Annotated in this window: 23 protein-coding genes, 2 tRNA genes and 2 pseudogenes; 19 read left to right on the top strand and 8 right to left on the bottom strand. The window is 64.1% G+C overall.

The window, feature by feature from the left end; all coding sequences use genetic code 11:
• Window positions 1–148: 148 nt before the first annotated feature.
• A complete protein-coding gene (locus tag G7Z99_RS06540) occupies window positions 149–1,528 on the bottom strand; it encodes an L-serine ammonia-lyase (RefSeq protein WP_181092755.1) in 1,380 nt (459 codons plus the stop codon).
• Between the two features lie 443 nt (window positions 1,529–1,971).
• On the opposite strand from G7Z99_RS06540, the gene G7Z99_RS06535 reads away from it, so the two are divergent.
• From G7Z99_RS06535 to choV, 3 genes are all read left to right on the top strand, one after another.
• Window positions 1,972–2,919: a choline ABC transporter substrate-binding protein gene (locus tag G7Z99_RS06535; RefSeq protein WP_181092754.1), complete on the top strand. Its 948-nt coding sequence runs from the start codon at window positions 1,972–1,974 to the stop codon at window positions 2,917–2,919.
• A gap of 72 nt (window positions 2,920–2,991) precedes the next feature.
• Entirely contained in the window at window positions 2,992–3,840 is an 849-nt protein-coding gene (choW, locus tag G7Z99_RS06530; RefSeq protein ID WP_181092879.1) for a choline ABC transporter permease subunit, read from the top strand.
• Window positions 3,837–5,015, top strand: coding sequence for a choline ABC transporter ATP-binding protein (choV, locus tag G7Z99_RS06525; protein WP_181092753.1), 1,179 nt, complete (start codon window positions 3,837–3,839; stop codon window positions 5,013–5,015). The genes choW and choV overlap by 4 nt, the downstream gene beginning before the upstream one ends.
• A gap of 451 nt (window positions 5,016–5,466) precedes the next feature.
• On the opposite strand, the gene hisF is transcribed toward choV, so the two are convergent.
• From hisF to G7Z99_RS06495, 6 genes are all read right to left on the bottom strand, one after another.
• A complete protein-coding gene (hisF, locus tag G7Z99_RS06520) occupies window positions 5,467–6,237 on the bottom strand; it encodes an imidazole glycerol phosphate synthase subunit HisF (protein WP_060392171.1) in 771 nt (256 codons plus the stop codon).
• A gap of 41 nt (window positions 6,238–6,278) precedes the next feature.
• On the bottom strand, window positions 6,279–7,007 hold the full coding sequence (gene hisA / locus G7Z99_RS06515) for a 1-(5-phosphoribosyl)-5-[(5-phosphoribosylamino)methylideneamino]imidazole-4-carboxamide isomerase (protein WP_181092752.1): 729 nt from the start codon (window positions 7,005–7,007) through the stop codon (window positions 6,279–6,281).
• Between the two features lie 106 nt (window positions 7,008–7,113).
• A complete protein-coding gene (locus tag G7Z99_RS06510; RefSeq protein ID WP_181092751.1) occupies window positions 7,114–7,377 on the bottom strand; it encodes a DUF2164 domain-containing protein in 264 nt (87 codons plus the stop codon).
• Window positions 7,377–8,015 (bottom strand): imidazole glycerol phosphate synthase subunit HisH, encoded by a 639-nt coding sequence (hisH, locus tag G7Z99_RS06505; RefSeq protein ID WP_181092750.1) that lies wholly within the window; start codon window positions 8,013–8,015, stop codon window positions 7,377–7,379. Before hisH ends, G7Z99_RS06510 begins: the two co-directional genes overlap by 1 nt.
• Window positions 8,015–8,608 carry an imidazoleglycerol-phosphate dehydratase HisB gene (gene hisB, locus G7Z99_RS06500; protein ID WP_181092749.1) on the bottom strand — a complete coding sequence of 198 codons (594 nt, stop codon included), beginning with the start codon at window positions 8,606–8,608 and terminating at the stop codon, window positions 8,015–8,017. The genes hisH and hisB overlap by 1 nt, the downstream gene beginning before the upstream one ends.
• 195 nt (window positions 8,609–8,803) lie before the next feature.
• A complete protein-coding gene (locus tag G7Z99_RS06495) occupies window positions 8,804–10,465 on the bottom strand; it encodes an OFA family MFS transporter (RefSeq protein WP_181092748.1) in 1,662 nt (553 codons plus the stop codon).
• Between the two features lie 379 nt (window positions 10,466–10,844).
• Between G7Z99_RS06495 and G7Z99_RS06490 the strand changes: the two genes are divergently transcribed.
• From G7Z99_RS06490 to G7Z99_RS06470, 5 genes are all read left to right on the top strand, one after another.
• The gene (locus tag G7Z99_RS06490; protein ID WP_181092747.1) at window positions 10,845–13,094 is read left to right on the top strand and encodes an AsmA family protein; all 2,250 of its coding nucleotides are present in this window, start codon (window positions 10,845–10,847) and stop codon (window positions 13,092–13,094) included.
• Window positions 13,091–14,158 carry an A/G-specific adenine glycosylase gene (mutY, locus tag G7Z99_RS06485; RefSeq protein ID WP_181092746.1) on the top strand — a complete coding sequence of 356 codons (1,068 nt, stop codon included), beginning with the start codon at window positions 13,091–13,093 and terminating at the stop codon, window positions 14,156–14,158. Before G7Z99_RS06490 ends, mutY begins: the two co-directional genes overlap by 4 nt.
• The gene (locus tag G7Z99_RS06480) at window positions 14,155–14,427 is read left to right on the top strand and encodes an oxidative damage protection protein (RefSeq protein WP_060392163.1); all 273 of its coding nucleotides are present in this window, start codon (window positions 14,155–14,157) and stop codon (window positions 14,425–14,427) included. Before mutY ends, G7Z99_RS06480 begins: the two co-directional genes overlap by 4 nt.
• A 90-nt stretch (window positions 14,428–14,517) precedes the next feature.
• A tRNA-Phe gene (locus G7Z99_RS06475) sits at window positions 14,518–14,593 on the top strand.
• Between the two features lie 234 nt (window positions 14,594–14,827).
• Window positions 14,828–15,271: a hypothetical protein gene (locus tag G7Z99_RS06470; RefSeq protein WP_144940928.1), complete on the top strand. Its 444-nt coding sequence runs from the start codon at window positions 14,828–14,830 to the stop codon at window positions 15,269–15,271.
• Window positions 15,272–15,396: 125 nt separating this feature from the next.
• On the opposite strand, the gene gabP is transcribed toward G7Z99_RS06470, so the two are convergent.
• Window positions 15,397–16,797: a GABA permease gene (gabP, locus tag G7Z99_RS06465; RefSeq protein WP_181092745.1), complete on the bottom strand. Its 1,401-nt coding sequence runs from the start codon at window positions 16,795–16,797 to the stop codon at window positions 15,397–15,399.
• A 602-nt stretch (window positions 16,798–17,399) separates the two neighbouring features.
• Here gabP and G7Z99_RS06460 point away from each other — a divergent pair.
• From G7Z99_RS06460 to G7Z99_RS06410, 11 genes and pseudogenes are all read left to right on the top strand, one after another.
• Window positions 17,400–18,173, top strand: a complete 774-nt coding sequence (locus G7Z99_RS06460; RefSeq protein ID WP_181092744.1) for an ABC transporter ATP-binding protein — start codon at window positions 17,400–17,402, stop codon at window positions 18,171–18,173.
• Between the two features lie 11 nt (window positions 18,174–18,184).
• The gene (locus G7Z99_RS06455) at window positions 18,185–18,940 is read left to right on the top strand and encodes an ABC transporter substrate-binding protein (RefSeq protein ID WP_181092743.1); all 756 of its coding nucleotides are present in this window, start codon (window positions 18,185–18,187) and stop codon (window positions 18,938–18,940) included.
• 56 nt (window positions 18,941–18,996) lie between these two features.
• Entirely contained in the window at window positions 18,997–19,692 is a 696-nt protein-coding gene (locus G7Z99_RS06450) for an ABC transporter permease (RefSeq protein ID WP_181092742.1), read from the top strand.
• Complete coding sequence (locus tag G7Z99_RS06445) at window positions 19,689–20,378, top strand: ABC transporter permease (protein ID WP_181092741.1); 690 nt, start codon at window positions 19,689–19,691, stop codon at window positions 20,376–20,378. The genes G7Z99_RS06450 and G7Z99_RS06445 overlap by 4 nt, the downstream gene beginning before the upstream one ends.
• A 47-nt stretch (window positions 20,379–20,425) precedes the next feature.
• Window positions 20,426–21,631 carry a methyltransferase gene (locus G7Z99_RS06440; protein WP_181092740.1) on the top strand — a complete coding sequence of 402 codons (1,206 nt, stop codon included), beginning with the start codon at window positions 20,426–20,428 and terminating at the stop codon, window positions 21,629–21,631.
• 376 nt (window positions 21,632–22,007) lie between these two features.
• Entirely contained in the window at window positions 22,008–22,223 is a 216-nt protein-coding gene (locus tag G7Z99_RS06435) for a hypothetical protein (protein ID WP_308812283.1), read from the top strand.
• Window positions 22,224–22,328: 105 nt separating this feature from the next.
• Window positions 22,329–22,404: transfer RNA gene (locus G7Z99_RS06430), tRNA-Thr, on the top strand.
• An 878-nt stretch (window positions 22,405–23,282) separates the two neighbouring features.
• Window positions 23,283–23,606 (top strand): helix-turn-helix domain-containing protein, encoded by a 324-nt coding sequence (locus G7Z99_RS06425; RefSeq protein WP_181092739.1) that lies wholly within the window; start codon window positions 23,283–23,285, stop codon window positions 23,604–23,606.
• Between the two features lie 6 nt (window positions 23,607–23,612).
• Window positions 23,613–23,832 (top strand): annotated as a pseudogene (locus G7Z99_RS19845) (tyrosine-type recombinase/integrase); the annotation flags it as partial.
• Between the two features lie 11 nt (window positions 23,833–23,843).
• Window positions 23,844–24,822: pseudogene (locus tag G7Z99_RS06415) on the top strand (integrase domain-containing protein).
• A complete protein-coding gene (locus tag G7Z99_RS06410) occupies window positions 24,819–25,094 on the top strand; it encodes a hypothetical protein (protein WP_181092737.1) in 276 nt (91 codons plus the stop codon). The pseudogene G7Z99_RS06415 and the gene G7Z99_RS06410 overlap by 4 nt, the downstream one beginning before the upstream one ends.
• Window positions 25,095–25,116: the final 22 nt, after the last annotated feature.

The following is a 25,116-nucleotide window of genomic DNA, read 5'->3' as shown; positions in this document are numbered from 1 at the left end:
ACTGGCAGGAAACATACCTGCACGCGACAGCACCCATCTGTCACCGTTGGTGATCGTGCTGTCTTCAGGCAAGAGGGCATTCAAGGGATGTCGGCGCACCGCAACGCGGCACGCCGAGGGTGTCATGACGCAGAAGAGTGCAGGCGACTCAGCACTCGATGGCGCTGACGGCCAGGCCGCCGCGCGAGGTTTCCTTGTACTTGTCGTGCATGTCGGCGCCAGTATCGCGCATGGTGCGGATGACCTGGTCGAGCGAGATGAAGTGCTCGCCATCACCGCGCAACGCCATCTGCACGGCGTTGATCGCTTTCACCGCCGCGATCGCGTTGCGCTCGATGCACGGCACCTGGACCAACCCACCCACCGGGTCGCAGGTCAGGCCCAGGTTGTGCTCCAGGGCGATTTCGGCTGCGTTCTCCAATTGCCGGGGCGTGGCGCCCAGCACCTGGGCGAGCCCGGCAGCGGCCATGGCACAGGCAGACCCTACCTCGCCCTGGCAGCCGACTTCAGCGCCCGAAATCGAAGCGTTCTTCTTGCACAGGATCCCGACGGCTGCCGCACCCAGGAAGAAGTCCACCACGTCGGCCTCGCCCACGACGCTGCTGAAACGCATGAAATAGTGCAGCACGGCCGGAATGATCCCCGCGGCACCGTTGGTCGGCGCGGTGACCATTCGCCCGCCGGCGGCGTTTTCCTCGTTCACCGCCAGGGCGAACAGGTTGACCCATTCCATCGCGCTCAAGGTCGAGCCGATGACGTTCGGCTTGCCCAGCTCCTGCAGGCTGCGGTGCAGCTTGGCGGCCCGACGACGGACGTTGAGCCCACCGGGCAGGACGCCTTCGTACTTCAGGCCGTTGTTCACGCACTCCTGCATGGCTTCCCAGAGCTTGAGCAGGCCTGCCCGGATCTCTGCCTCGCTGCGCCAGACCCGTTCGTTGGCCATCATCAATTGCGCCACGCTCAGGTCGTTTTCCTCGCACAGCCGCAGCAGTTGCGCCGCGCTGTCGAAATCGTAGGGCAATACGGTGGTATCGGCGTCCAGCACACCGCTGGCTGCCTGCGCGGCATCGACCACGAAGCCGCCGCCCACCGAGTAGTAGGTGTCGCTGTGCAGCGAGGCACCGCCTGGACCTTCGGCGATCAGGGTCATGGCGTTGGGGTGGTACGGCAGGTTCTCGTCGAGCAGCCGCATGTCGCGCGCCCAGACGAACTCGATGGGGCGCCGGTTATCCAGCAGCAAGGTGTTAGTTTCGCGCAGGTCGGCGATGCGCGGGACGATCTGGGTCGGGTCGATGGCGTCCGGCCATTCCCCCATCAGCCCCATGATCGTGGCGTTGTCGGTGCCATGGCCGATGCCGGTGGCCGACAGCGAACCGTAGAGGCGGACTTCGACCCGCTCGACCTGGTCCAGCTCGCCACGCTCGCGCAGGCCCTGAACGAACAGGGCTGCGGCGCGCATGGGGCCGACCGTATGAGAACTGGAAGGCCCGACACCTATCTTGAACAGGTCGAACACGCTGATGGCCATTGTCGAATCACCTCTTGATGGGCTTGTCTTCCCGCGACATGACGCGGGTGGCGGGCCTGACAGGCTCAGGCAGGGGACCGCCGCACAGGCACGCATCATCGGGCTTTTACCGGGTCGCACGCGGTCTGCAACCGACGTACTTTTGTCCGCCTACGCCCCGCCTCAAAGCCCATTGCCAGACGCTTTCAAGGTCGCGAACGCCGCAAAAACGCCCCTATCCCCCGGGAAATCTCCATATGCGACACCCTCCGCTCTGGATGCGACCCACCCTGTACTGGTTACGACCCTGGCAGTAGTCGATCGCCCAACGCTGGTGGATGATCGAAAGCGACTCATCACTGCACGGCCCCGACCGCTGCCGCCCGGCAGCCATTGGCCGACCGCTGCCCCAGAAGCACGGCGACCCGGGACACCCGAAGAAAAGAACACAGGAGTCCACCCCCATGAGAGGCACGCTTTCGCTGTTGCCGGTCGCATTGCTCGGAACCGCTCTGATGGCTTCGGCCGCCGAGCCGGAACAATGCCAGACCGTTCGTTTCTCCGACGTCGGCTGGACCGACATCACCGCGACCACCGCGGTGACCAGCACGGTGCTCCAGGCACTGGGCTACACGACGAAGACCACCATGATCTCGGTGCCGGTGACCTACAAGTCGCTGGCGGCCGGCAAGGACCTGGACGTGTTTCTCGGCAACTGGATGCCGACCATGGAAAACGACATCAAGCCGTATCGCGACGCCGGCACGGTGGACACCGTGCGCGCCAACCTGGAGAACGCCAAGTACACCTTGGCCGTCCCTCAGGCGCTGTATGACAAGGGCCTGAAGGACTTCGCCGACATTACCCGCTTCAAGGAGCAGCTGGGCGGCAAGCTCTATGGCATCGAGCCGGGCAACGACGGCAACCGCACGATCCAGAGCATGATCGACAAGAACGCCTTCGGCCTGAAGGACGCCGGCTTCAAGCTGGTGCAGTCCAGCGAAGCAGGCATGCTGTCCCAGGTCGCACGCGCGCAACAGCGCGGCGAGGACATCGTGTTCCTGGGCTGGGAACCCCACCCGATGAACAAGCGCTTCGCGCTCAAGTACCTCTCGGGCGGCGACGATTTCTTCGGCCCCGACTATGGCAAGGCCACCGTGTTCACGAACACCCGCAAGGGCTACGTCGAGCAGTGTGGCAACGTCGGGCGCCTGTTGCAGAACCTGTCGTTTACCCTGGACATGGAAAGCACGCTGATGGGTGCCATTCTGGACGACAAGGTCAAACCCGAGGCCGCCGCCAAGGCCTGGCTGAAGGCCAACCCCCAGGTGCTCGACGCCTGGCTGGCCGGTGTGACGACCGTGGATGGCCAACCGGGGCTGGAAGCCGCGAAAGCCAAGCTGGCGCAGTAGCAGCACGCATGCCCCTGCGTCGCCGCCGTGACGACGCAGGTTGACCTCAATCCTTGCAGGTGGACGTTCGCTATCATGCTTATCGATCAGAAATTACCGCTAGGGCAGTACATGGCCTCATTTGTCGAATGGTTGACCCAGCATGGCGCCAACTACTTCGACGCTATCGCTCAAGGCCTGGAGCTGATGATCCATGGTGTCACCAGTGCCTTGACCTGGTTCAACCCCTTCGTCCTGATTGCCCTGCTCGCCGCGCTGGCGCACCTGATCCAGCGCAAGTGGTCGCTGACCCTGTTCTGCGCCCTCTCCTTCCTGTTGATCCTCAACCTCGGCTACTGGCAGGAGACCATGGAGACCTTGGCCCAGGTCACCTTCGCCACGGTGGTGTGCGTGGCCCTCGGCGTGCCGCTGGGCATCATCGCGGCGCACAAGCCGATGTTCTACACCGCCCTGCGACCGGTGCTGGACCTGATGCAGACCGTGCCGACCTTCGTCTACCTGATCCCCACGCTGACCCTGTTCGGCCTCGGTGTGGTGCCTGGACTGATCTCGACGGTGGTGTTCGCCATCGCCGCGCCGATCCGCCTGACCTACCTGGGCATCTGCGACGTGCCCCAGGAGCTGCTCGACGCCGGCAAGGCGTTCGGCTGCTCGCGGCGCCAGCTGCTCACCCGCATCGAGCTGCCCCACGCCATGCCGAGCATCGCCGCCGGCGTCACGCAATGCATCATGCTCTCGCTGTCGATGGTGGTGATCGCGGCCCTGGTCGGTGCCGACGGGCTGGGCAAGCCGGTGGTCAACGCCCTGAACACCGCTGACATCTCACTGGGCTTCGAAGCCGGCCTGGCCATCGTGCTGCTGGCGATCATGCTCGACCGTATCTGCAAGCAACCCGAGCTGCCGGCCAGGAGCGAAGCATGAGCATCATTCGATTCGAAGACGTCGACGTGGTTTTCTCCAACAAGCCACGCGAAGCCCTGTCCCTGCTCGATCAAGGCCTGAACCGCGAGCAGATCCTCAAGCGTACCGGCCTGGTGCTGGGGGTGGAAAAGGCCAACCTGGACATCCAGAAAGGCGAGATCTGCGTGCTGATGGGGCTCTCCGGCTCCGGCAAGTCGAGCCTGCTGCGCTGCATCAACGGCCTGAACACCGTCAGCCGCGGCAAGTTGTTCGTCGAGCACGAAGGCAGCCAGATCGACATCGCGCATTGCACGCCTGCCGAGCTGAAGATGATGCGCACCCAGCGCATCGCCATGGTGTTCCAGAAGTTCGCCCTGATGCCTTGGCTCACCGTGCGCGAGAACATCAGCTTCGGCTTGGAAATGCAGGGTCGCCCCGAGAAGGAGCGGCGCACGCTGGTGGACGAGAAGCTCGAGCTGGTCGGCCTGACGCAGTGGCGCAACAAGAAGCCCGATGAGCTGTCGGGCGGCATGCAGCAGCGGGTCGGGCTGGCCCGGGCCTTGGCGATGGACGCCGACATCCTGCTGATGGACGAACCCTTCTCGGCGCTCGACCCGCTGATTCGGCAAGGGCTGCAGGACGAGCTGCTGGAGCTGCAACGCAAACTGAACAAGACCATCGTCTTCGTCAGCCACGACCTGGACGAAGCACTCAAGCTGGGCAGTCGCATCGCCATTATGAAAGATGGCCGCATCATCCAGTACAGCCGTCCCGAAGAGATCGTCCTCAACCCGGCCGACGATTACGTGCGCACCTTCGTCGCCCACACCAACCCGCTCAACGTGCTGTGCGGTCGCAGCCTGATGCGCACGCTGGACAACTGCAAACGCCTCAACGGCTCGGTGTGCCTCGACCCGAGCAACGATTCCTGGCTTGACCTGGCCGAGGGCAACACCATCACGGGGGCGCGCCAGGGCGTCAATGGCATGGCCTTGCAGAACTGGGTACCGGGGCAATCGGTGGATGACCTGGGGCGCCGGCCGACGCTGGTGCATGCCGACATCGGCATGCGTGAAGCCCTGCAGATTCGTTACCAGACGGGCAACAAGCTGGTGCTGCAGGAGGGCAATTCGGTGGTGGGGATCCTGGGGGACAGCGAGCTGTACCATGCGTTGCTGGGGCGCAGTCACGGGTAGGCGCAGGCCTGTGAATAAGCAGGCGCCTGTTTTGTGGGCCCTGCGGGCCCAATCGCGGCACAGGGGCCGCTCCTACACCCGTAGTCACACCGCAGTGGTACAGACAATCGCGGCCCCCTGTGGGAGGTATTCCGCGGGAGTGACTGCGCTTGATCCATACTTTGCCATACCTGTGATCTTGTGGGCCCTGCGGGCCCAATCGCGGGACAGGGGCCGCTCCTACACCCGTAGTCACATCGCAGTGGTACAGGCAATCGCGGTCCCCTGTAGGAGCGGCCCCTGTGCCGCGATTGGGCCTGCCAGGGCCCACAAAATCCACGCCGCGTTGGCATCGTGAAGCAGAAGAAGACAGCCACCTCTGCTTGCCTTGCCCACCTAGGATCCACAACTCACCTGTGAAAGCGGGCTTGCCCGCGATGCAGGCAACCCGCAACCCCACGTCGCACGGGCTTCAGCGCACCACGATCCCGCGTTGCGCCAGGTAGGCCTTGGCTTCCGGCACGGTGTATTCGCCGAAATGGAAGATGCTCGCCGCCAGCACCGCGCTGGCATGCCCTTCCAGGATGCCGTCGGCCAGGTGCTGCAGGTTGCCGACGCCACCGGAGGCGATCACCGGGATCCCCACCGCATCACTGATGGCCCGGGTCACGCCCAGGTCGAAGCCGTTCTTCATGCCATCCTGGTCCATGCTGGTCAGCAGGATCTCCCCCGCCCCCAGCCCTTCCATCTTGCGCGCCCAGGCCACGGCATCCAGGCCGGTCGGCTTGCGCCCGCCGTGGGTGAAGATCTCCCAGCGCGGTGGTTCGCCAGGCGCGGACACCTGCTTGGCATCGATGGCCACGACGATGCACTGGGACCCGAACCGGTCCGCCGCCTCGCCCACGAACTCGGGGGTGAACACGGCAGCCGTGTTGATCGACACCTTGTCGGCACCGGCGTTGAGCAGGTTGCGGATGTCCTGCACGGTGCGCACGCCGCCGCCTACGGTCAGCGGGATGAACACCTGGCTGGCCATGCGCTCGACGGTGTGCAGGGTGGTGTCGCGGCCGTCGACGCTGGCGGTGATGTCCAGGAAGGTGATCTCGTCGGCACCCTGTTCGTCATAGCGCCGGGCGATTTCCACCGGGTCGCCGGCGTCACGGATGTTCTCGAACTTGACGCCCTTGACCACCCGGCCGTTGTCCACGTCCAGGCAAGGGATGATGCGTTTCGCTAAAGCCATGAACTTTCTCCTTTAAGCTGCACGCTTGCAGCTCACCCTGTTCAACGGTCGCAGAGCGCCTGGGCTTCGGCGACGTCGAGGGTGCCTTCGTAGATGGCACGGCCGGTGATCGCACCGATGATGCCTGGGGCCTTGGCGTCGAGCAGGGCCTGGATGTCGCCCAGGTTGTGGATGCCGCCGGAGGCGATCACCGGGATCGAGGTGGCTTCGGCCAGGGCCTTGGTGAACGGCACGTTGCAGCCTTGCATCATGCCGTCCTTGGCGATGTCGGTGTAGACGATCGCCGAGACGCCATCGGCCTCGAAGCGACGGGCCAGGTCGATGACCTGCACCGAGCTGACCTCGGCCCAGCCGTCGGTGGCGACGAAGCCATCCTTGGCATCCAGCCCGACGATCACCTTGCCGGGGAAGGCCTTGCAGGCTTCGGCGACGAACTCGGGCTGCTTGACCGCCTTGGTGCCGATGATCACGTAGCTGACGCCTGCCTTGACGTAGTGCTCGATGGTTTCCAGCGAGCGGATGCCGCCGCCGATCTGGATCGGCAGGTGCGGGTAGCGCCTGGCGATCGCGGTCACCACCTCACCGTTGACCGGCTGGCCTTCGAAGGCGCCGTTCAGGTCGACCAGGTGCAGCCGGCGGCAACCGCCCTCCACCCACTTGGCGGCCATGCTCACCGGGTCATCGGAAAACACCGTGGAGTCTTCCATGCGGCCCTGGCGCAGACGCACGCAGGCGCCGTCCTTCAGATCGATAGCGGGAATAATCAGCATGCTGTGTCCTTCGTCGGTTCAGGCGGCATGCTGCGCGTCGATGGCCGCACGCATGCGCGTCAATGGTTCGTCTGGCGATCGTACCGTGCGTGCGGTGATCGTCGGGTCAGTCGCCTTTCTCGAGCGCCCACAGGTCGCTTTCGATGCTCTCGAAGCGGTCCTTGAGGTGCACCTGCACGTCGGCGATCGCCCGGTTGTAGTAGTGGGGCGCGATGTCCCGGCTGAACAGCTCGAGCACCTCGGCCACCTCGAACGACCCCAGCTGCAGCTCGAAGCGGTCTTCGAGAAACCGCTTCAAGGTCTCCAGCGCCTGGCGTTCCTGCTCGGGCGCCAGGGTGATGCGCGGTGGCGTGGCGCGCGCGCGGGTCATTACCAGCGGCCGTCCCAGCTGATGAAGTTCTGCAGCAGTTGCAGGCCGTGGGTGTGGCTCTTTTCCGGGTGGAACTGCACGGCGAAGCGCGAGCCCTCGGCCAGCGCGGCAGCGAAGTCGACGCCATAGTGACCGCGACCGACCACCTGGCTCGGCTTGCCGGCCTCGATGTAGTAGCTGTGCACGAAATAGAAGCGCGCCCGGTCGGGGATGTCGTGCCACAACGGGTGGTCGACGCCTTGGGTCACCTCGTTCCAGCCCATGTGCGGCACCTTCAGGTGCTGGCTGTCTTCATGCAGGTCCTTGCCGAAGAACCGCACCTTGCCCGGGAACAGGCCGATGCAGTCGACGCCGTCGTTCTCCTCGCTGTGCTCAAGCAGCGCCTGCATGCCGACGCAGATGCCGAGGAACGGACGGTCCTGGCTGACCTCGCGCACCAGGCTGTCGAAGCCCAGGCGACGGATCTCGGCCATGCAGTCGCGGATCGCGCCGACACCGGGGAACACCACGCGGTCCGCCTCGCGGATCACGGCGGCGTCGCTGGTGACCAGCACCCTGCCCGCGCCCACGTGCTCCAGGGCCTTGGCCACCGAGTGCAGGTTGCCCATGCCATAGTCGATCACGGCTACTGTCTGCATCAGAGGCAACCCTTGGTGGAGGGCATCTGCCCGGCCATGCGGTCGTCCAGTTCCACGGCCATGCGCAGGGCACGGCCGAAGGCCTTGAACACGGTCTCGATCTGGTGGTGAGTGTTGTGCCCACGCAGGTTGTCGATGTGCAGCGTCACCAGGGCGTGGTTGACGAAGCCCTGGAAGAACTCCTGGAACAGGTCGACATCGAAGCCGCCGACCGACGCGCGGGTATAGGGCACGTGCATCTGCAGGCCAGGACGACCGGAGAAGTCGATCACCACCCGCGACAGCGCCTCGTCCAGCGGCACGTAGGCATGCCCGTAGCGACGGATGCCCTTCTTGTCGCCGATGGCCTGGGCGAACGCCTGGCCGAGGGTGATACCGACGTCTTCGACCGTGTGATGGTCGTCGATGTGCAGGTCGCCGTGGCACTCGATGTCCAGGTCGATCAGCCCGTGACGGGCGATCTGGTCGAGCATGTGTTCAAGGAAGGGCACACCGATGGCGAAGCGCGCTTTGCCACTGCCATCGAGGTTGATCGAGGCCTTCACCTGGGTTTCCAGGGTATTGCGCTCGACGGAAGCCTTACGTTCGACCATCACCAGCTCCGCAAGAATCGTTGGGCGAAAAGGGCCACATTATAGGCGCAGAAATGCCCGGCTTGAAACGCGGATGACGTGTGATCGGGGAAATTTGCCGGTCGCAGGCATGTGCCCGTCGACGAGGGCCCGCGTTGCACGGGCCGTCTTCGTGCCGGGGTTCGACGCACTGCGTCGCCCCGGCTCGCTGCAAGGTCAGTTGAACAGCACGGCGGTCTTCTGCAGGGTGATCCAGATCCCCCAGGCCAGCGGGATGCCCACCACCAGCCAGGCCACCACCACCAGCGGCTTGCTGGCCGGGGCTGCGCTCCACTCCAAGACCTGGCTGCCATCGGCACCCTTGTCATGGCTCAGCGCGCGCTCGGCGGCCAGCTCGGACTCGGTCATGAAGTACTTGTCGGCCACCGGACGCACCAGGGCGTTGCAGATGAAGCCCAGCACCAGCAGGCCGGCCAGGATGTACAGCGTGATGTCATAGGCGGCGGAACGCTCGACGCCCAGCGCCAGCTGGTACTCGCGCAGGTAGGTGATCAGCACCGGGCCGAGTACGCCGGCGGCAGCCCAGGCGGTCAGCAGACGACCGTGGATCGCACCGACCATCTGGGTGCCGAACAGGTCGGCCAGGTAGGCCGGCACGGTGGAGAAGCCACCGCCGTACATCGACAGGATGATGCAGAAGGCCGCCACGAACAGCGCGACGTTGCCGATGTGGCCCATGTTCGGGATCAGCGCATACAGCGCCACGCCCAAGGCGAAGAAGGCGAAGTAGGTGTTCTTGCGCCCGATGTAGTCGGAGAACGAGGCCCAGAAGAACCGCCCGCCGATGTTGAACAGGCTCAGCAGGCCGGTGAAGCCCGCAGCGATGGCGGCGATCTGTGCCAGCTGGCCGGCATTGAGTTCGCTGAAGCTCAGCTCGTTGCCCAGCAGCTTGCCGCCGAACACTTCCTGCAGCAGCGGCGAGGCCATGCCGAGGATACCGATACCGGCCGAGACGTTCAGGCACAGCACCAGCCAGATCAGCACGAACTGAGGCGTCTTCCAGGCCACGCTGACGTGCACGTGGCGGTCGGTGATCATGCCGCTGCCGGCCTTCTTCTGCACCGGGGTCCAGCCGGCGGGTTTCCAGCCGGTCGGCGGTACGCGGTAGGCGAGCGCGCCAGCGGTCATGAACACGAAGTAGATCGCCGCCATGACCATGAAGCTCTGCCAGACGCCGACGTCCTGGCCGGTGGCGAAGTGCCCCATCAGGGTGGTGGCCAGGGGAGCGCCGACCATCGCGCCGCCGCCGAAGCCCATGATCGCCATGCCGGTGGCCATGCCGCGCTTGTCCGGGAACCACTTGATCAGTGTCGAGACCGGCGAGATGTAGCCCAGACCCAGGCCGATCCCCCCGATCACCCCCGAGCCCAGCCACATCAGCCACAGCTGGTGGGTCTTCACGCCAATGGCCGAGATCAGCAGGCCGCCGCACCAGCACAAGGCCGAGACCAGGCCGGCCTTGCGTGGGCCGGCGTGTTCGAGCCAGCCACCGAGGACCGCGGCCGAGCAGCCCAGGAACACGAAGAACAAGGTATAGATCCAGCTCAGCATCGAGATCGGCCAGTCGCATTCGGCGCTGAACAGGCGAGCGATGAAGCCCATGTCCGGCGAGCAGGCGACGGGAGCGCTGATACCGATGGCTTGCGACAGCGGCAGCCAGAACACCGAGAAGCCGTAGGCCATGCCGATGCACAGGTGGATGGCCAGCGCCGCCGGCGGGACCAGCCAGCGGTTGAAGCCGGGGCGAGCGATGATGCGCTCCTTGGACAGGAAACCTGGGGCGCTGGCCCTGGCTCCGGTCTCGATACTCTTGTTCATTGTTGTTCCTCAAGTGTCGGATTCGCGAGGCGGATCGATGCGCGGTGCCGTCCTGACTGCACGCAGGCGATGGCCAGCCGGTGCTGACAACGCCGCGACAACCGGTCGCAGGCGTTTTGCAGGCGCGCAAGAGTACCAGCGACGAGACGGTCGCGCGCGCCTTTAAAGACGAAATGCCATCATTGACGCATGCGCCGCTTTGCGACACTTCGGCCGCGCGCTCCTGCACGAAAGGACCACGGTAGGCCCTGACTGTCGCCAAAGCCGACAAAAAGTGCACGAAATGCCCCATATGTCTTGTCGGATACTCAGGCCTGCGAGCCGCGGCGTTATACTCGGCGGTCGCCATATTCAGAAATCGGACTACAAGGACTCGCCCATGAAAGCCTTTGGCAAAATCCTGGGGCTGGTGCTGCTCGGGTTGCTGCTGATCATCGTGGCTCTGGGATTCGCCCTGACCCACCTCTTCGATCCCAACGACTACAAAGACGAGATTCGCCAGCTGGCTCGCGAAAAGGCCCACGTCGAACTGACCCTCGACGGTGACATCGGCTGGAGCCTGTTCCCCTGGCTGGGCCTGGAATTGCACCAGGCCAGCGTCGCCACCCTGCAGAACCCCAAGACCCCCTTCGCCGACCTGCAGATGCTCGGCCTGTCGGTGCGCGTGCTGCCGCTGCTGCGCCGCGAAGTGCAGATGAGCGACGTGCGCATCGAAGGCCTGAACCTGACGCTGGCGCGTGATGCCCAGGGCCACGGCAACTGGGAAGACATCGGCACGCCGGTGACGGATGCCACCACCCCTGCTTCGCCCGACGCCACGCCCCCGGCTGACGAAAAGGCCACGCCTGCTGCGCGCGAGGGCAACGAACGCGCGCTCAAGCTCGACATCGACAGCCTGACCGTCAACAACGCCCGCGTGCACTACAGCGACGCCACCACGGGCCAGACCTTCGAGGCCGAAAGCATTCAGGTCAGCACCGATGCCGTGCACGAAGGCATCAACATCCCGCTCAAGGCCTCGGGCTTCCTCAGCGTCGGCCAGCCGAACCTCAAGGTCCGTGCCGAACTGGCCGGGCAGGCGCGTTTCGACCGCACGCTCAAGCGCTACACCCTCGAAGACATGCGCCTGTCCGGCGAGACGTCCGGTGAACCGCTGGCCGGCAAGACCCTGACGTTCGCTGCGCAGGGCCAACTGCTGGTCGACATGGCCGCCCACACGGCGGCGTGGAGCAGCCTGAAGGTCTCGGCCAACCAGTTGCGCGCCCTGGGCGAACTGGACGTCAGCGGCCTGGACACGGCGCCACGGGTCAACGGCACGCTGTCGATCGCCCAGTTCAACCTGCGCACCTTCCTCGATGGCATCGGTCACCCGCTGCCGGCGACGGGCGACCCTGCCGCGTTCGGCAAGCTCGAGCTGGTCGGGCGTCTGGACGCCAGCCCGAACAGCCTGGCCCTCGAAGGCCTCAACCTGAAGCTCGACGACAGCACCTTCACCGGTCGCCTGGCAGTCGAGGACTTCGCTCGCCAGGCCCTGCGCGTGCAGCTGAAGGCCGATGCGCTCGACGCCGACCGCTACCTGCCGGCCAAGAGCGAGGCGGCCAAGGGCGCCAAGGCCGCGCGCCAGGCCGAGGTCAACCAGCAGGAAGCCACCGCCGTGGCCGGTGCCGGCACCTCGGAGTTGCCGGGCAAGCCCACCCAGCAGGCCTGGAGCAGCGACCCGCTGCTGCCTCTGGAGCGCGTGCGCACCCTGGACCTGCAGGCCGACCTGGCCTTCGGACGCCTGACCCTGGACACGCTGCCGATCGATGACGCCAGCCTCAAGGCCAGCGGCCAGGGCGGCCTGATCACGCTGCAAGGCCTGCGCGGCAACCTGTACAACGGCAGCTTCGCCGTCACCGGCACCCTCGACGCCCGCCCGGCCGTGCCGCAGATCGGCGTCAACACCCGCATCGACAACGTGCCGGTGGAGCACTTCATCAAGACCGACGACCCGCAGAAGGCGCCACCGGTCAAAGGCCAGCTGACCCTGGCCAGCGACCTGACCGCCAGTGGCAACAGCCAGAAGGCGCTGATCGACACGCTCAACGGCAAGGCCAACTTCAGCATCGCCAACGGTGTGCTGGTCGAGGCCAACCTCGAGCAGCAGCTGTGCCAGGCCATCGCCACCCTCAACCGCAAGTCGCTGACCGGCGAGCCACGCGGCAAGGACACGCCGTTCCAGGAGCTGCGCGGCAGCCTGGCGATCCGCAACGGCGTGGCCAGCAACCCGGACCTCAAGGCACGGATTCCGGGCCTGACCGTGAACGGTCACGGCGACCTGGACCTGCGCGTGCTGGGCATGGACTACCGCATCGGCGTCATCGTCGAGGGCGACCAGCGCGCCATGCCGGACCCGGCCTGCCAGGTCAACGAACGCTACGTGGGCGTCGAGCTGCCCCTGCGCTGCCGTGGCCCACTGGAACTGGGCGCCAAGGCCTGCCGCCTGGACAAGGACGGCCTGGGCCAGGTGGCCGCCAAACTGGCGGGCAACCGCCTCAACGACAAACTCAACGAGAAGATCGACGAAAAGCTGGGTGACAAGGTCAGTCCCGAGCTCAAAGACGCGCTCAAGGGCCTGTTCAAACGATGAATTCCCAGCAGTTCTCCAGTGCCGTGCTGACCTGGTTCGACCGGCACGGCCGCCACAACCTGCCCTGGCAGCAGGACATCAACCCGTACCGGGTGTGGGTGTCGGAAATCATGTTGCAGCAGACCCAGGTCAGCACCGTGCTCAACTACTTCGACCGCTTCATGGCCGCGCTGCCGACCGTGCGTGACCTGGCCGAGGCACCGGAAGACGAGGTGCTGCACCTGTGGACGGGGCTCGGTTACTACACCCGCGCCCGCAACCTGCAGAAGGCCGCGAAGATCGTCGTCGAACAGTACGGCGGCGAGTTTCCGCGCAGCGTCGCCCAACTGACCGAGCTGCCGGGCATCGGCCGCTCGACCGCCGGCGCCATCGCCAGCATCAGCATGGGCCTGCGCGCGCCGATCCTGGACGGCAACGTCAAGCGCGTGCTGGCCCGCTTCATCGCGCAGCAGGGCTACCCGGGCGAGCCGAAGGTGGCCAACGCGCTGTGGAACGCCGCCGAGCTGTATACCCCGCTCGTACGGGTCAACCACTACACCCAGGCGATGATGGACCTGGGCGCGACGGTCTGCACCCGCAGCAAGCCGACCTGCCTGATCTGCCCGCTGCAAGCCGGTTGCGAAGCGCACCTGCTGGGCCTGGAAACCCGCTTCCCCGAGCCCAAGCCACGCAAGACCCTGCCGCAACGTCAGACGGTGATGCCGCTGCTGACCAACGAGGCCGGCGAGATCCTGCTCTACCGGCGCCCCTCCAGCGGTTTGTGGGGCGGCCTGTGGAGCCTGCCCGAACTGGAGCAGGTCGAGCAGATCGAGGACCTGGCCGCCCAGCACGGCCTGCAGGTGCTCACCCAGCACGCGCTGGCCGGCCTGACCCACACCTTCAGCCATTTCCAGCTGGCCATCGCGCCCTGGCAGGTGCGTGTCGACACCACCGCCGCGCCCGTGGTCGAGGCCGACTGGCTCTGGTATAACCTCGCCACCCCGCCGCGCCTGGGCCTTGCCGCCCCGGTCAAGAAGCTCTTGCACCGCGCGGCCGATGAATTGAACGCAGGAGAGTCGCCATGACCCGCACCGTGCTGTGCCGCAAGTACAACGAGGAACTGCCAGGCCTGGAGCGTCCGCCCTACCCGGGGGCCAAGGGCCAGGACATCTTCGACCACATCTCGCAGAAAGCCTGGGCCGATTGGCAGAAGGAACAGACCATGCTGATCAACGAGAAGCGCCTGAACATGATGAACGCCGAGGACCGCAAGTTCCTCCAGGGCGAGATGGACAAGTTCTTCTCGGGCGAGGACTACGCCAAGGCCGAAGGGTACGTGCCACCGAGCGAATGAGCCGGAAAACCGTAAGCGACGGAATTAATTTAAAAAAATTTAAAAAGACGCTTGACCGAAACCTGAAAAAGCTTTTTAATGCGCCCCGTTGCCCAGATAGCTCAGTCGGTAGAGCAGAGGATTGAAAATCCTCGTGTCGGCGGTTCGACTCCGTCTCTGGGCACCAAATACCGAAACCCCTGAATCGAAAGGTTCAGGGGTTTTTTGTTGGGCGGGTAGTAATGATCGAGTGATCGAGGCTGGCTCCAGAGGCGTGAGGCAGCGCCCTCGATCAGATCGACGCCGCCTCCCCTATAGGAGCGGCCCCTGTCGGGGCGCCGGACCGGCCGCGATGGGCTGCCCAGCAGCCCCCACCAGCCAACCCAGCCTATCGCCCCTCCCCACTCCAAGGACCGCGCCCATGGCCTCCAACACCAAACAACAGAAACGCGCCAAGCGCGCCGCCAGCAAAGCCAAGCAGAACCGCATGGTGCGCAGTGGCCAGTCGGTCAAGGCCAGCAGCGGCGAGAGCACCAGCGTCGAGCAGGTCTTCAACAAGGCCAAGGACTCGGGCAGCTATGACGACCTGTTCGCCCGCATGAAGCAGGCCCAGGAAGGCGGCCTGGTACCGATGATCTCGGTGTTCCTGGTCGACCCGCTGCTGGCACTGGTGCTCAAGGGCCACAAGGAAGAGCACGCCACCGACTACATCGTGCTGGTGTTCACCGCCTACCGCGACTGGCTCGACGGCGCCGATGAAGACACCACGATGGCCTGGCTGGAAAGCGACGAATTCCAGGAGGCCTACATCGCGGCCTCCGAAGCGGTCGCCAAGCAGCAGCAACAGCAGAAGCAGTTCGGCTGAAGGCACCAAAGCCCAGCTATGAAAAAGGCCTCGCTCCCATTCAGGAGCGAGGCCTTTTGCGTTCAGGTCAGATCGTGGTCGGCAGGTGTCGCAGAGAGCCGCCTGGCGGCCCTGCACTCACGCGATCAGTGATCCAGCGCCACGCGGCCATTGCCCAGGCCCTGCGCCTTGCGACGACGCTGCACCAGCAGGCCTGCCGCCACCACGCCAATGCTCAGCAGCGCGGTCGCGACGATCTCGGCACGGTGGTCCGGACGGATCGCCATGACCACCAGCACGCTGATGATGAAGACGATGGTCGCCCAGGTCAGCCCTGGGAACAGCCACATCTTGAAGGCGATCGCCTCACCGTTCGCTTCACGCTGACGACGCATGCGCAGCTGCGACACGGCGATCACCAGGTACACCAGCAGCGCGATCGCGCCCGAGCTGGCCAGCAGGAACTCGAACACCGCTGCGGGTGCGAGGAAGTTGGCGAACACGGTCAGGAAGGCGGCTGCCGTCGACATCAGCACGGCCCAGTGCGGCGTGCCTGCCTTGCTGGTGCGCTGGGCCACGGCCGGTGCATCACCGCGCTTGGCCAGGGAGAACAGCATGCGCGAGGAGGTGTACAGCGCCGAGTTCAGGCAGCTGGTGACGGCGATCAGCACGACGATGTCGACGATCAGCTTGGCGTTCGGCACACCGATCAGGTTCAGCACGGTCTGGTAGGAGCCGGTGCTGGCCAGTTCCGGGCTGTTCCACGGCACCAGGGCCACGACCAGGAAGATCGACACCAGGTAGAACAGGCAGATCCGCCAGATCACCGAGTTGGTCGCCTTGGTGATCTGCTTGCCAGGGTCTTTCGACTCGGCCGCGGCGATGGTGACGATCTCGGTACCCATGAACGAGAACATGGTGGTCAGCATGGCCGCCAGCACGGCGCCCAGGCCGTGAGGCATGAAGCCTTCGGTGTCGAACAGGTGGCTGACGCCGCTGACCTGGCTGCCCGGCACCAGGCCGAACATGGCCACGCAGCCGACCACGATGAAGGCGACGATCGCCAGCACCTTGAGCAGGGCGAACCAGAACTCGAACTCGCCGTAGTTCTTCACGCTGAACAGGTTGGTGACGGTCAAGGCCAGGGTGATGAGCAAGGAGAAGGCCCACAGGTCCACGGCCGGGAACCAGGCGTGCAGGATCGCGGCGGCGGCGTTGGCCTCCAGCGGGATCACCAGGACCCAGAACCACCAGTACAGCCAGCCGATGGTGAACCCGGCCCAATGGCCGATGGCCCGGTCGGCGTAGGTGGAGAACGACCCGGTGTCGGGCGAGGCAATGGCCATTTCGGCCAGCATGCGCATGACCAGCACCACCAGGGTGCCGGCAGCGGCATAGGCCAGCAGCACGGCCGGGCCGGCTTCGGCGATGGCATGGCCGGAGCCGACGAACAGGCCGGCACCGATGACACCAGCGATGGACAGCATGGTGACATGCCGTTGTTTGAGCCCCTGAGCGAGGTCGTTGGAATTGTGGCTACCGCTCATGAAAGCACCTTTTGTGAAGGGTGAACGTCTGCGAATGCGAGGTACCAGTCGATCTGTGAACCGGTGCCGCATTGCGCACCATGCTGATCCACTGGCAATAAGCGCGCCATGACGCCACACAGAGTGTCGGATATTTCGCACAACCCCGTAAAACAAGGCTTACAGGCCTTTTAGCCATAAAGTGACCGAAAGCCCGCCAAATCCCCCCTCAGACCGGGTTTTACTGAAATACTCACTTACAACTGCACCAAAGGTGGGCCTAGGTAACACTCGTGCACCTCGACGGCGCAACCAGGTCGCAATCCAGGTACAACCGGCCAGCCAACCCTGGCTGAAAAGGTACTACCCCGTCGGGCGCGACTTCCCTCACCGCGTCAAAACTGGCACCATCGCGCCTTTTTTTCATCAAAGGCTTCATCACGGACGAGCAGCCAGGCAGACATCCGCGCGACAGTCTTCTGTGACGATGCGACAACCTGCCCTGGCGCCCCTTGAAGCAAACCGCGACCCGGTGGCTGTCACGAAGCCGCTATGCTAGCTTGGCGCTCGCCAGGAAGGCCGCCAATAAGCTGGGAACGCACTCGAAGACATGAGGACCGCACATGGCCCAGGCCACGCCCGCGCTTGAAATCCGCAACCTGCACAAACGCTATGGCGAGCAGGAGATTCTCAAGGGCATTTCGCTCACCGCACGCGATGGTGACGTGATCTCGATCCTCGGTTCGTCCGGCTCAGGCAAGTCCACGCTCCTGCGCTGCATCAACCTGCTGGAAAACCCGCACGCCGGGCAGATCCTCGTCGCCGGCGAGGAGCTCAAGCTCAAGCCGGTCAAGAACGGCGAGCTGATCGCCGCCGACAACCGCCAGATCAACCGCCTGCGCAGCGAGATCGGCTTCGTCTTCCAGAACTTCAACCTCTGGCCGCACATGTCGATCCTCGACAACCTCATCGAGGCACCACGCCGCGTGCTGGGCCAGAGCAAGGCCGAGGCCATCGAGCATGCCGAAGCGCTGCTGGCCAAGGTCGGCATTCACGACAAGCGTCATGCCTATCCGGCACAGCTCTCCGGTGGCCAGCAACAACGGGCGGCGATTGCCCGTACACTGGCCATGAAGCCCAAGGTCATCCTGTTCGACGAGCCGACCTCGGCGCTCGACCCGGAAATGGTCCAGGAAGTGCTTAGCGTCATCCGTGCCCTGGCCGAGGAAGGCCGTACCATGCTGCTGGTCACCCACGAGATGGGCTTCGCCCGCCAGGTGTCGAGCGAAGTGGTCTTCCTGCACCAGGGCCTGGTCGAAGAGCAAGGAACGCCGCAGCAGGTCTTCGAAAACCCGGCCTCGGCGCGTTGCAAGCAGTTCATGTCCAGTCACAGCTAACGGAGCAACACATGCAGACCTACAAGAAATTCCTCCTGGCCGCTGCCGCCACGCTGGTGTTCTCTGCCAATGCGATGGCCGCCGAGAAGCTGCGCATGGGTATCGAGGCCGCCTACCCTCCCTTCAACAACAAGGACGCCAGCGGTAACGTGGTCGGCTTCGACCGGGACATTGGCGACGCCCTGTGCGCCAAGATGAAGGTCGAGTGCGACGTGGTCACCTCCGACTGGGACGGCATCATCCCGGCCCTGAACGCCAAGAAGTTCGACTTCCTGGTGTCGTCGCTGTCGATCACCGACGAGCGCAAGCAGGCGGTCGACTTCACCGACCCCTACTACTCCAACAAGCTGCAGTTCATCGCGCCGAAGAACGTCGACTTCAAGACCGACAAGGACTACCTGAAGGGCAAGTCCATCGGCACCCAGCGCGCGACCCTGGCCGGCACCTGGCTGGAAGACAACTACGGCAACGACATCGACATCAAGCTGTACGACACCCAGGAGAATGCCTACCTGGACCTGGTGTCCGGTCGCATCGACGGCATCCTGGCCGACAAGTACGTCAACTACGAGTGGCTCAAGAGCAAGGACGGCCAGAACTACGAGTTCAAGGGCGAGCCGGTGGTCGAGAGCGACAAGATCGGCATCGCCGTGCGCAAGGGTGACGACGCGTTGCGCACTCAGCTGAACGCCGCCCTGAAAGAAATCGTCGCCGACGGCACGTACAAGAAGATCAACGACAAGTACTTCCCGTTCAGCATCTACTGAGTCACCCCGACCGGCGCCGCCCCTGCGCGGCGCCCGTCCCTTGAATGCACCTACCCATGACTATCGACCTGCACGGATTCGGTCCGGCCCTGGCGGCCGGCGCACTGATGACCGTAAAACTGGCGCTGTGCGCCCTGCTGCTGGGGCTGGTCCTCGGGCTGCTCGGCGCGCTGGCCAAGACTTCGCCGATCAAGCCGCTGCAATGGCTGGGCGGCGCCTATTCCACTTTGGTTCGCGGCGTCCCCGAACTGCTCTGGGTCCTGCTGATCTATTTCGGCACCGTGAGCCTGATGAACCGCCTGGGCGAAGCCCTGAACCTGCCCGGGCTCGAGCTCGACGCCTTCGCCGCCGGGGTGATCGCCCTGGGCCTGTGCTTCGGCGCCTACGCCACCGAGGTGTTCCGTGGCGCGATCCTGGCCATCCCCAAGGGGCACCGTGAGGCCGGCCTGGCGCTGGGCCTGTCCCGCGGCCGCATCCTCTCACGCATCGTCCTGCCGCAGATGTGGCGCGTGGCGCTGCCGGGCCTGGGCAACCTGTTCATGATCCTGATGAAGGACACCGCCCTGGTCTCGGTCATCGGCCTGGAAGAAATCATGCGCCATGCGCAGATCGCCGTGACCGTGAGCAAGGAGCCCTTCACCTTCTACATGGTCGCCGCGTTCATCTACCTGGGCTTGACCGTCATCGCCATGACCGGCATGCACCTGCTGGAAAAACGCGCCGCTCGCGGCTTCGCGAGGGACAACGCATGAACTGGGACGTCATCATCAAGTGGCTGCCGCGCCTGGCCCAGGGCGCGACCCTGACGCTGGAGCTGGTGGCCATCGCGGTCATCGCCGGGCTGATCCTGGCCATCCCGCTGGGCATCGCCCGCTCCTCGCGCAGCTGGTACGTGCGCGCGCTGCCGTTCGGCTACATCTTCTTCTTCCGTGGCACCCCGCTGCTGGTGCAGCTGTTCCTGGTCTACTACGGCCTGGCGCAGTTCGATGCGGTGCGCAGCAGCTCGCTGTGGCCCTACCTGCGCGATCCGTTCTGGTGCACGGTGCTGACCATGACCCTGCACACCGCCGCCTACATCGCCGAGATCCTGCGTGGCGCCCTGCAGGCCATCCCGAGGGGCGAGATCGAAGCGGCCCGCGCCCTGGGCATGTCCCGTGGCAAGGCGCTGATCTACATCATGCTGCCACGCGCCGCGCGCATCGGCCTGCCGGCCTACAGCAACGAAGTGATCCTGATGCTCAAGGCCAGTGCCCTGGCCAGCACCGTGACCCTGCTCGAGCTGACCGGCATGGCGCGGACCATCATCGCCCGCACCTACCTGCCGGTGGAGATCTTCTTCGCTGCCGGCGTGTTCTATTTGCTGATCTCCTTCCTGCTGGTGCAGTGCTTCAAGCTGCTCGAACGCTGGCTGCGCGTCGACGCCAGCCAGGGCCGCTGAGCCACTGAGCGCGGGGCTGGCAACGGCCCCGCGTCTGCCGACCGACCATGACTCCGATTCCCCACATGCACGGCGACCGACTCGACGAGCGCTTCCAGGCGCTCGACCGCTTCCTGATCGCCCACCAGGCCCTGTGGCGGCCTCGGCCCTTCACCGAGCCCACGCTGGCCTGGGAGCACGAGCACCCTGCCCTGGCGGCCTGGCTGCGCGAGCGCTCGCTGGACGAGGCCGAACAGACGCCCGACCCGACGGCGCTGCCAATGCCCTTCCCCTCGCTGGCCGAGCAGGCGCTGCGCCTCGCTGAGGTAGGGCCACTGCCCCAGGTCGAACTCGCCGCCGCGGGCCATCGCCAGGCCACCGGCGTGCCCGGCCGCAAATGGGCGCAGATCGAAGCCTTCGGCCGCTGCCTGACCTACGCACGCCCCCCCGACCATTGGCTGGACTGGTGCGCCGGCAAGGGCCACCTCGGCCGCCGCCTGCTGCAACCCGGCCAGCGCCTGACCTGCCTGGAGTACGACGCCACGCTGGTGGGCGCCGGCCAGGCCCTCAGCGATCACCATCACCTCCCTGCCCGACATGTGCGGCAGGACGTCATGGCCGCCGACTGCACCGACCGTCTCGACGGCCACCTCAGCCCGGTGGCGCTGCATGCCTGTGGCGACCTGCACGTGCGCCTGCTGCACCTGGCCAGCCAGTGCGGCTGCCCGCAGATCGCCGTGGCGCCCTGCTGCTACAACCGTATCGCCGGCGAGCAGTACACGCCTGTCTCCCAAACGGCACGCGCCTCGTCGCTGCACCTGTCCCTCGACGATCTCGGCCTGCCCCTGAGCGAAGCCGTCACCGCGGGCGCCCGTACGCGGCGTCAGCGGGACGCCTCCATGGCACGACGGCTGGGCTTCGATGTGTTGCAACGTCAGCAGCGCGGGGTCGATGCCTACCTGCCCACGCCGTCGCTGCCGGTCGCATGGCTGGAAAAACCGTTCGAGACCTACTGCCGGGACCTGGCGCAGCTCAAGGGCCTGCCCTTGCAAGGCCCGGTGGACTGGGCGGCCTTGGAGGCCAAGGGTTGGCAGCGACTGGCGCAGGTGCGCAACCTGGAACGGGTACGCCACCTGTTCCGTCGGCCGCTGGAGCTGTGGCTGGTGCTCGACCGGGCGCTGTACTTGCGCGAACACGGGTACGACGTACGGGTCGGGGTATTTTGTGACTATGCGTTGACGCCCCGGAACCTGCTCATCCTGGCGGAACGCTAGGGACAACCTGTGGATAAGTCTGTGTACAAGCCCGTGATAAGGGGTGCGTAATCACAGTTCCTCTGCCTGCGTCGAGTTGCTCCGAGGTTGGGAAGGCAGGCGTTATAACCCGCGAAATGGGGGCTTTAGGATGGAGCCTAGGCAATTTCCAAATGATCTGAAAACCTGTCTGACTTGGCACACCGATTGTGAATAAGCGTTTTGGCGGTTATTCCCGAGGCTGCCGAACAGTCCTCCAAAACAGGCCTGGACGGTCCGAAACGGTGGGGATTGGCACAACGCCGTACCACTTTCATACATTTGGAGCATTCAGCTTCGACGCTGACGGCAGTATCATAGCCGCCCTCCAGAATCCCTGAATCCAGAAGCTAAGCCCGTGACTCAGTTGAAAACGCTCTTTGCCCTCGCCTCTCTCGCCCTGCTCGCCGCCTGCGCCAGCCCGGCCCACTCCCCTGCATCCGCTGACTGGGACATGCCGACCATGCAGCTCGGTGGTGACCGCGGCTTGCCGCTGGAGGCCCGCACCGATCGCTGCCGCCGGGGTGGGTGCGACAACCACACGCTGTTCTTCAACTCAGCCTCGATGCGCTGAGGCGGGTAGGAAAATCCCGTTTGTGGGCGGTGACTTAGCGATTGTGCGATTAATCGCACGGAAGTGGTTTACACCGGTGAATCGATCGCTATAATGCGCCCCTAGGCCGGTATAGCTCAGCTGGTAGAGCAACTGACTTGTAATCAGTAGGTCCCGGGTTCGACTCCTGGTGCCGGCACCATACGCAGTACTCAAGAGGCTCACCGAAAGGTGGGCCTTTTTTGTTTCCGGTGCAAAACCTCGTGTTACGCCTGCCTCATCCAGGTTCGCGTTGAAACAATCTGTTCGACGCCGATGTGCTCGGGTAGGTACGGTTGCCAGGTGTTGCCCGCTCTGATCTTATGGCCGGCAAACTACCTATCACAGGGCATAAAATCCCTGATCTAAAGGGAAATAACTTCAGGATTTTGTGACCCTTGCGGGCCTAACCACGACCTGTCCGGCGTCCGGGCAGGACCCCTCGCATCCGTCGCAGTGGTAGAGGCAATTGCGGTCCACGTGGGAGATTCCATGGTTTCTGCCAAGTGCAGATGTGGGCCTTTCAGGCCCAATCGCGGCACAAGGGCCGCTCATTCGCCGCAGCGGTACAGGCAATCGCGGTCCGTGTGGGAGCGGCCCCAGTGCCGCGATGGGCCGCAAAGCGGCCCTAAAAATCGATTAGCAATAAAGCCTCGAACCCTGCCAGCTATCGTCACGTTCTCTGCACGACAGCGCGGCAAGGGAACGGCGGAAGAACTCCTACAAACACTGCACAGCACCCAACGTCAATGTCTTCGACTTAGGTGCAACCCCGCCAGGTGTTGCATGTTCTGGCCTCATCGCCAGCAAGCCAGCTACCACAGACACCCACAAACCTGAGGTTGATACGATCGGCGCGGAAGCCGGATTGACCGCGATGGGTTGCATGGTAACCCCAGCAATCCTAGGGGAACGCGATTCACTGCCCAACAGCACAGCACAAAACGTATACACATCCTCAAAAAGAAACGCTTTGGACTTACCCACCCTGCGCGGCTACGATTTTATCTTAAATTTACGATAATCCCGATGAATCAAGCCATGCCGCTTCAATTCCACGAAAGTCCTTTCCACGCCACCCACGATGCCGAGAAGGCCAGCAAGATGGCCTTGAAAATGGACCTTGCCATCTTCATCACTGACTGCATCAAAAAAATGGGCCTCAAGCAGCATGAGGCCGCAATCAGACTGAACGTCACCCAGTCCCGAATTTCCGAGCTGGCCAACGGCAAGATCGAGAAATTTACCCTGGACGCCATGATGGATATGCTCGACAAACTTAGCTTTCGCACAAGCCTGATCCTGCCCTCGAACGATGCTGGTCTACGTCCCCAGATCGTGATCATTCAAGCGCTTGACAGCTAAGGCCTGGAGCTCCTCGACACCATCTCGGCGCTAGATGGCGTGCCCTCTTCCACAATGGTGCGAAGAGGGCCAGGGTTATTCACGTTGTACCCTTATCGCCGCAGGCAGTGTTTTGTTTGAGCAGATCCATGCGGTCACCGGCAAGTTCGACCAAGTGTTCGCAAGGGATGCCAAACTGTGGAAACCGATGTCCGAGAACACGGTGAATATCGCGCTCAGGACGATGAGGTGACCGACATGGCATTGGTGGGTAAACGCGATGGCCGTAATTTCGGCTACGGCAGGCAATTGAGCTACGCAGGTCCGCAGGTGCTCAAGACATGTTCGGCGGCGGTCACGACGGCACGGTGAAGGCACACTGTGATCGGTGGCAGGCATTCGTGAAGTGGTGCCGCTCCGAACAAGGGCCCGGTATCAATGATGCGCGGCTGATTGATCGGGAGGTGCTGGCCGACTATGCGGCGCATTTGCGCGACATGGTTAGGCGCGGTGATCTCGCTGTCAGTACCGCACAAAATCGGCTATCCAGCGTTAACAGGGCCATGGCTGCGCTTGGCGGTGATCAGCACGTGAAGTTACCAAGTCCGAGCAAGGCGTTAGGTATGCAGCGCACCGAGGTTCGACACTCGGTACCTCAGGGCCAAGACCGCGAACAGGTTAAGCAAATCGTTGATGCTCTTTGCGACCAACAACAACTACGGGCAGCCGCGGTTGTTCTTTTGGCGCGAGCCACCGGCACGCGCTTGCGTGAGGCCATTTTGGCTGACCTGCCAAGGCTAAGCTGTGAGACTAACGACCTAGGCAGTATTAACATTCAGGATGGTACTAAAGGCGGCCGCGCTGGCGCTTCGGCACCGCGTTGGATTGCGGTGGACGATCATATTCGAGGTACGCTTGGGTTTGCACGGCAGATGTCGCCTGCGCGCAGCCGCAACCTGATTGCGCCACACGAAAGCTACCTAAGTCTTCTGCAAGAAATCATCCGCCCTGCGCGGGACATCTTGCATGTACACAACCTTAAAGGCTTCCATGAGCTACGAGCAGCGTACGCATGCGAACGCTATGAGCAAATCACCCAACACCCCGCTCCTACTAACGGCGGCCAATGTTGCCAGGCAGATAGGAATCTAGGTCATGAGGCCCGAAGAAAATCGGCTACGAGTTGGAGCACGGTCGGATCGACGTTGTCGCGGCCTACATTGGAGGGCAGTCATGAGCAAGCCATTCGATATGGAGTTGTTCTTGGCTGGCGTGCTGACCGGTTCGCACGCCACTCGGCAACGCCATGTGCGACAGGCGAATATCATCCAGGCTGAGATTGCAGAGCGCTGGGAGCTAGAGACGCCTTGGGCGTGGCAGAGAAAGCATGTGGCTTGGTTTTTTGAGCATCGCATACATCGACACAGCGAAGACGCGCGCTATTACTATTTGCTGACCGTGCGGCTGCTTACTCATCGTTTAGAAAAATCATGGGTGTTTTACCTCTGAGAAAGGTTATGATTTTGATACC

Source organism: Pseudomonas entomophila, from assembly GCF_013523165.1.
GTDB classification, from domain to species: Bacteria; Pseudomonadota; Gammaproteobacteria; order Pseudomonadales; family Pseudomonadaceae; genus Aquipseudomonas; species Aquipseudomonas entomophila_A.
This window is presented reverse-complemented; position numbering and strand designations above follow the sequence as displayed.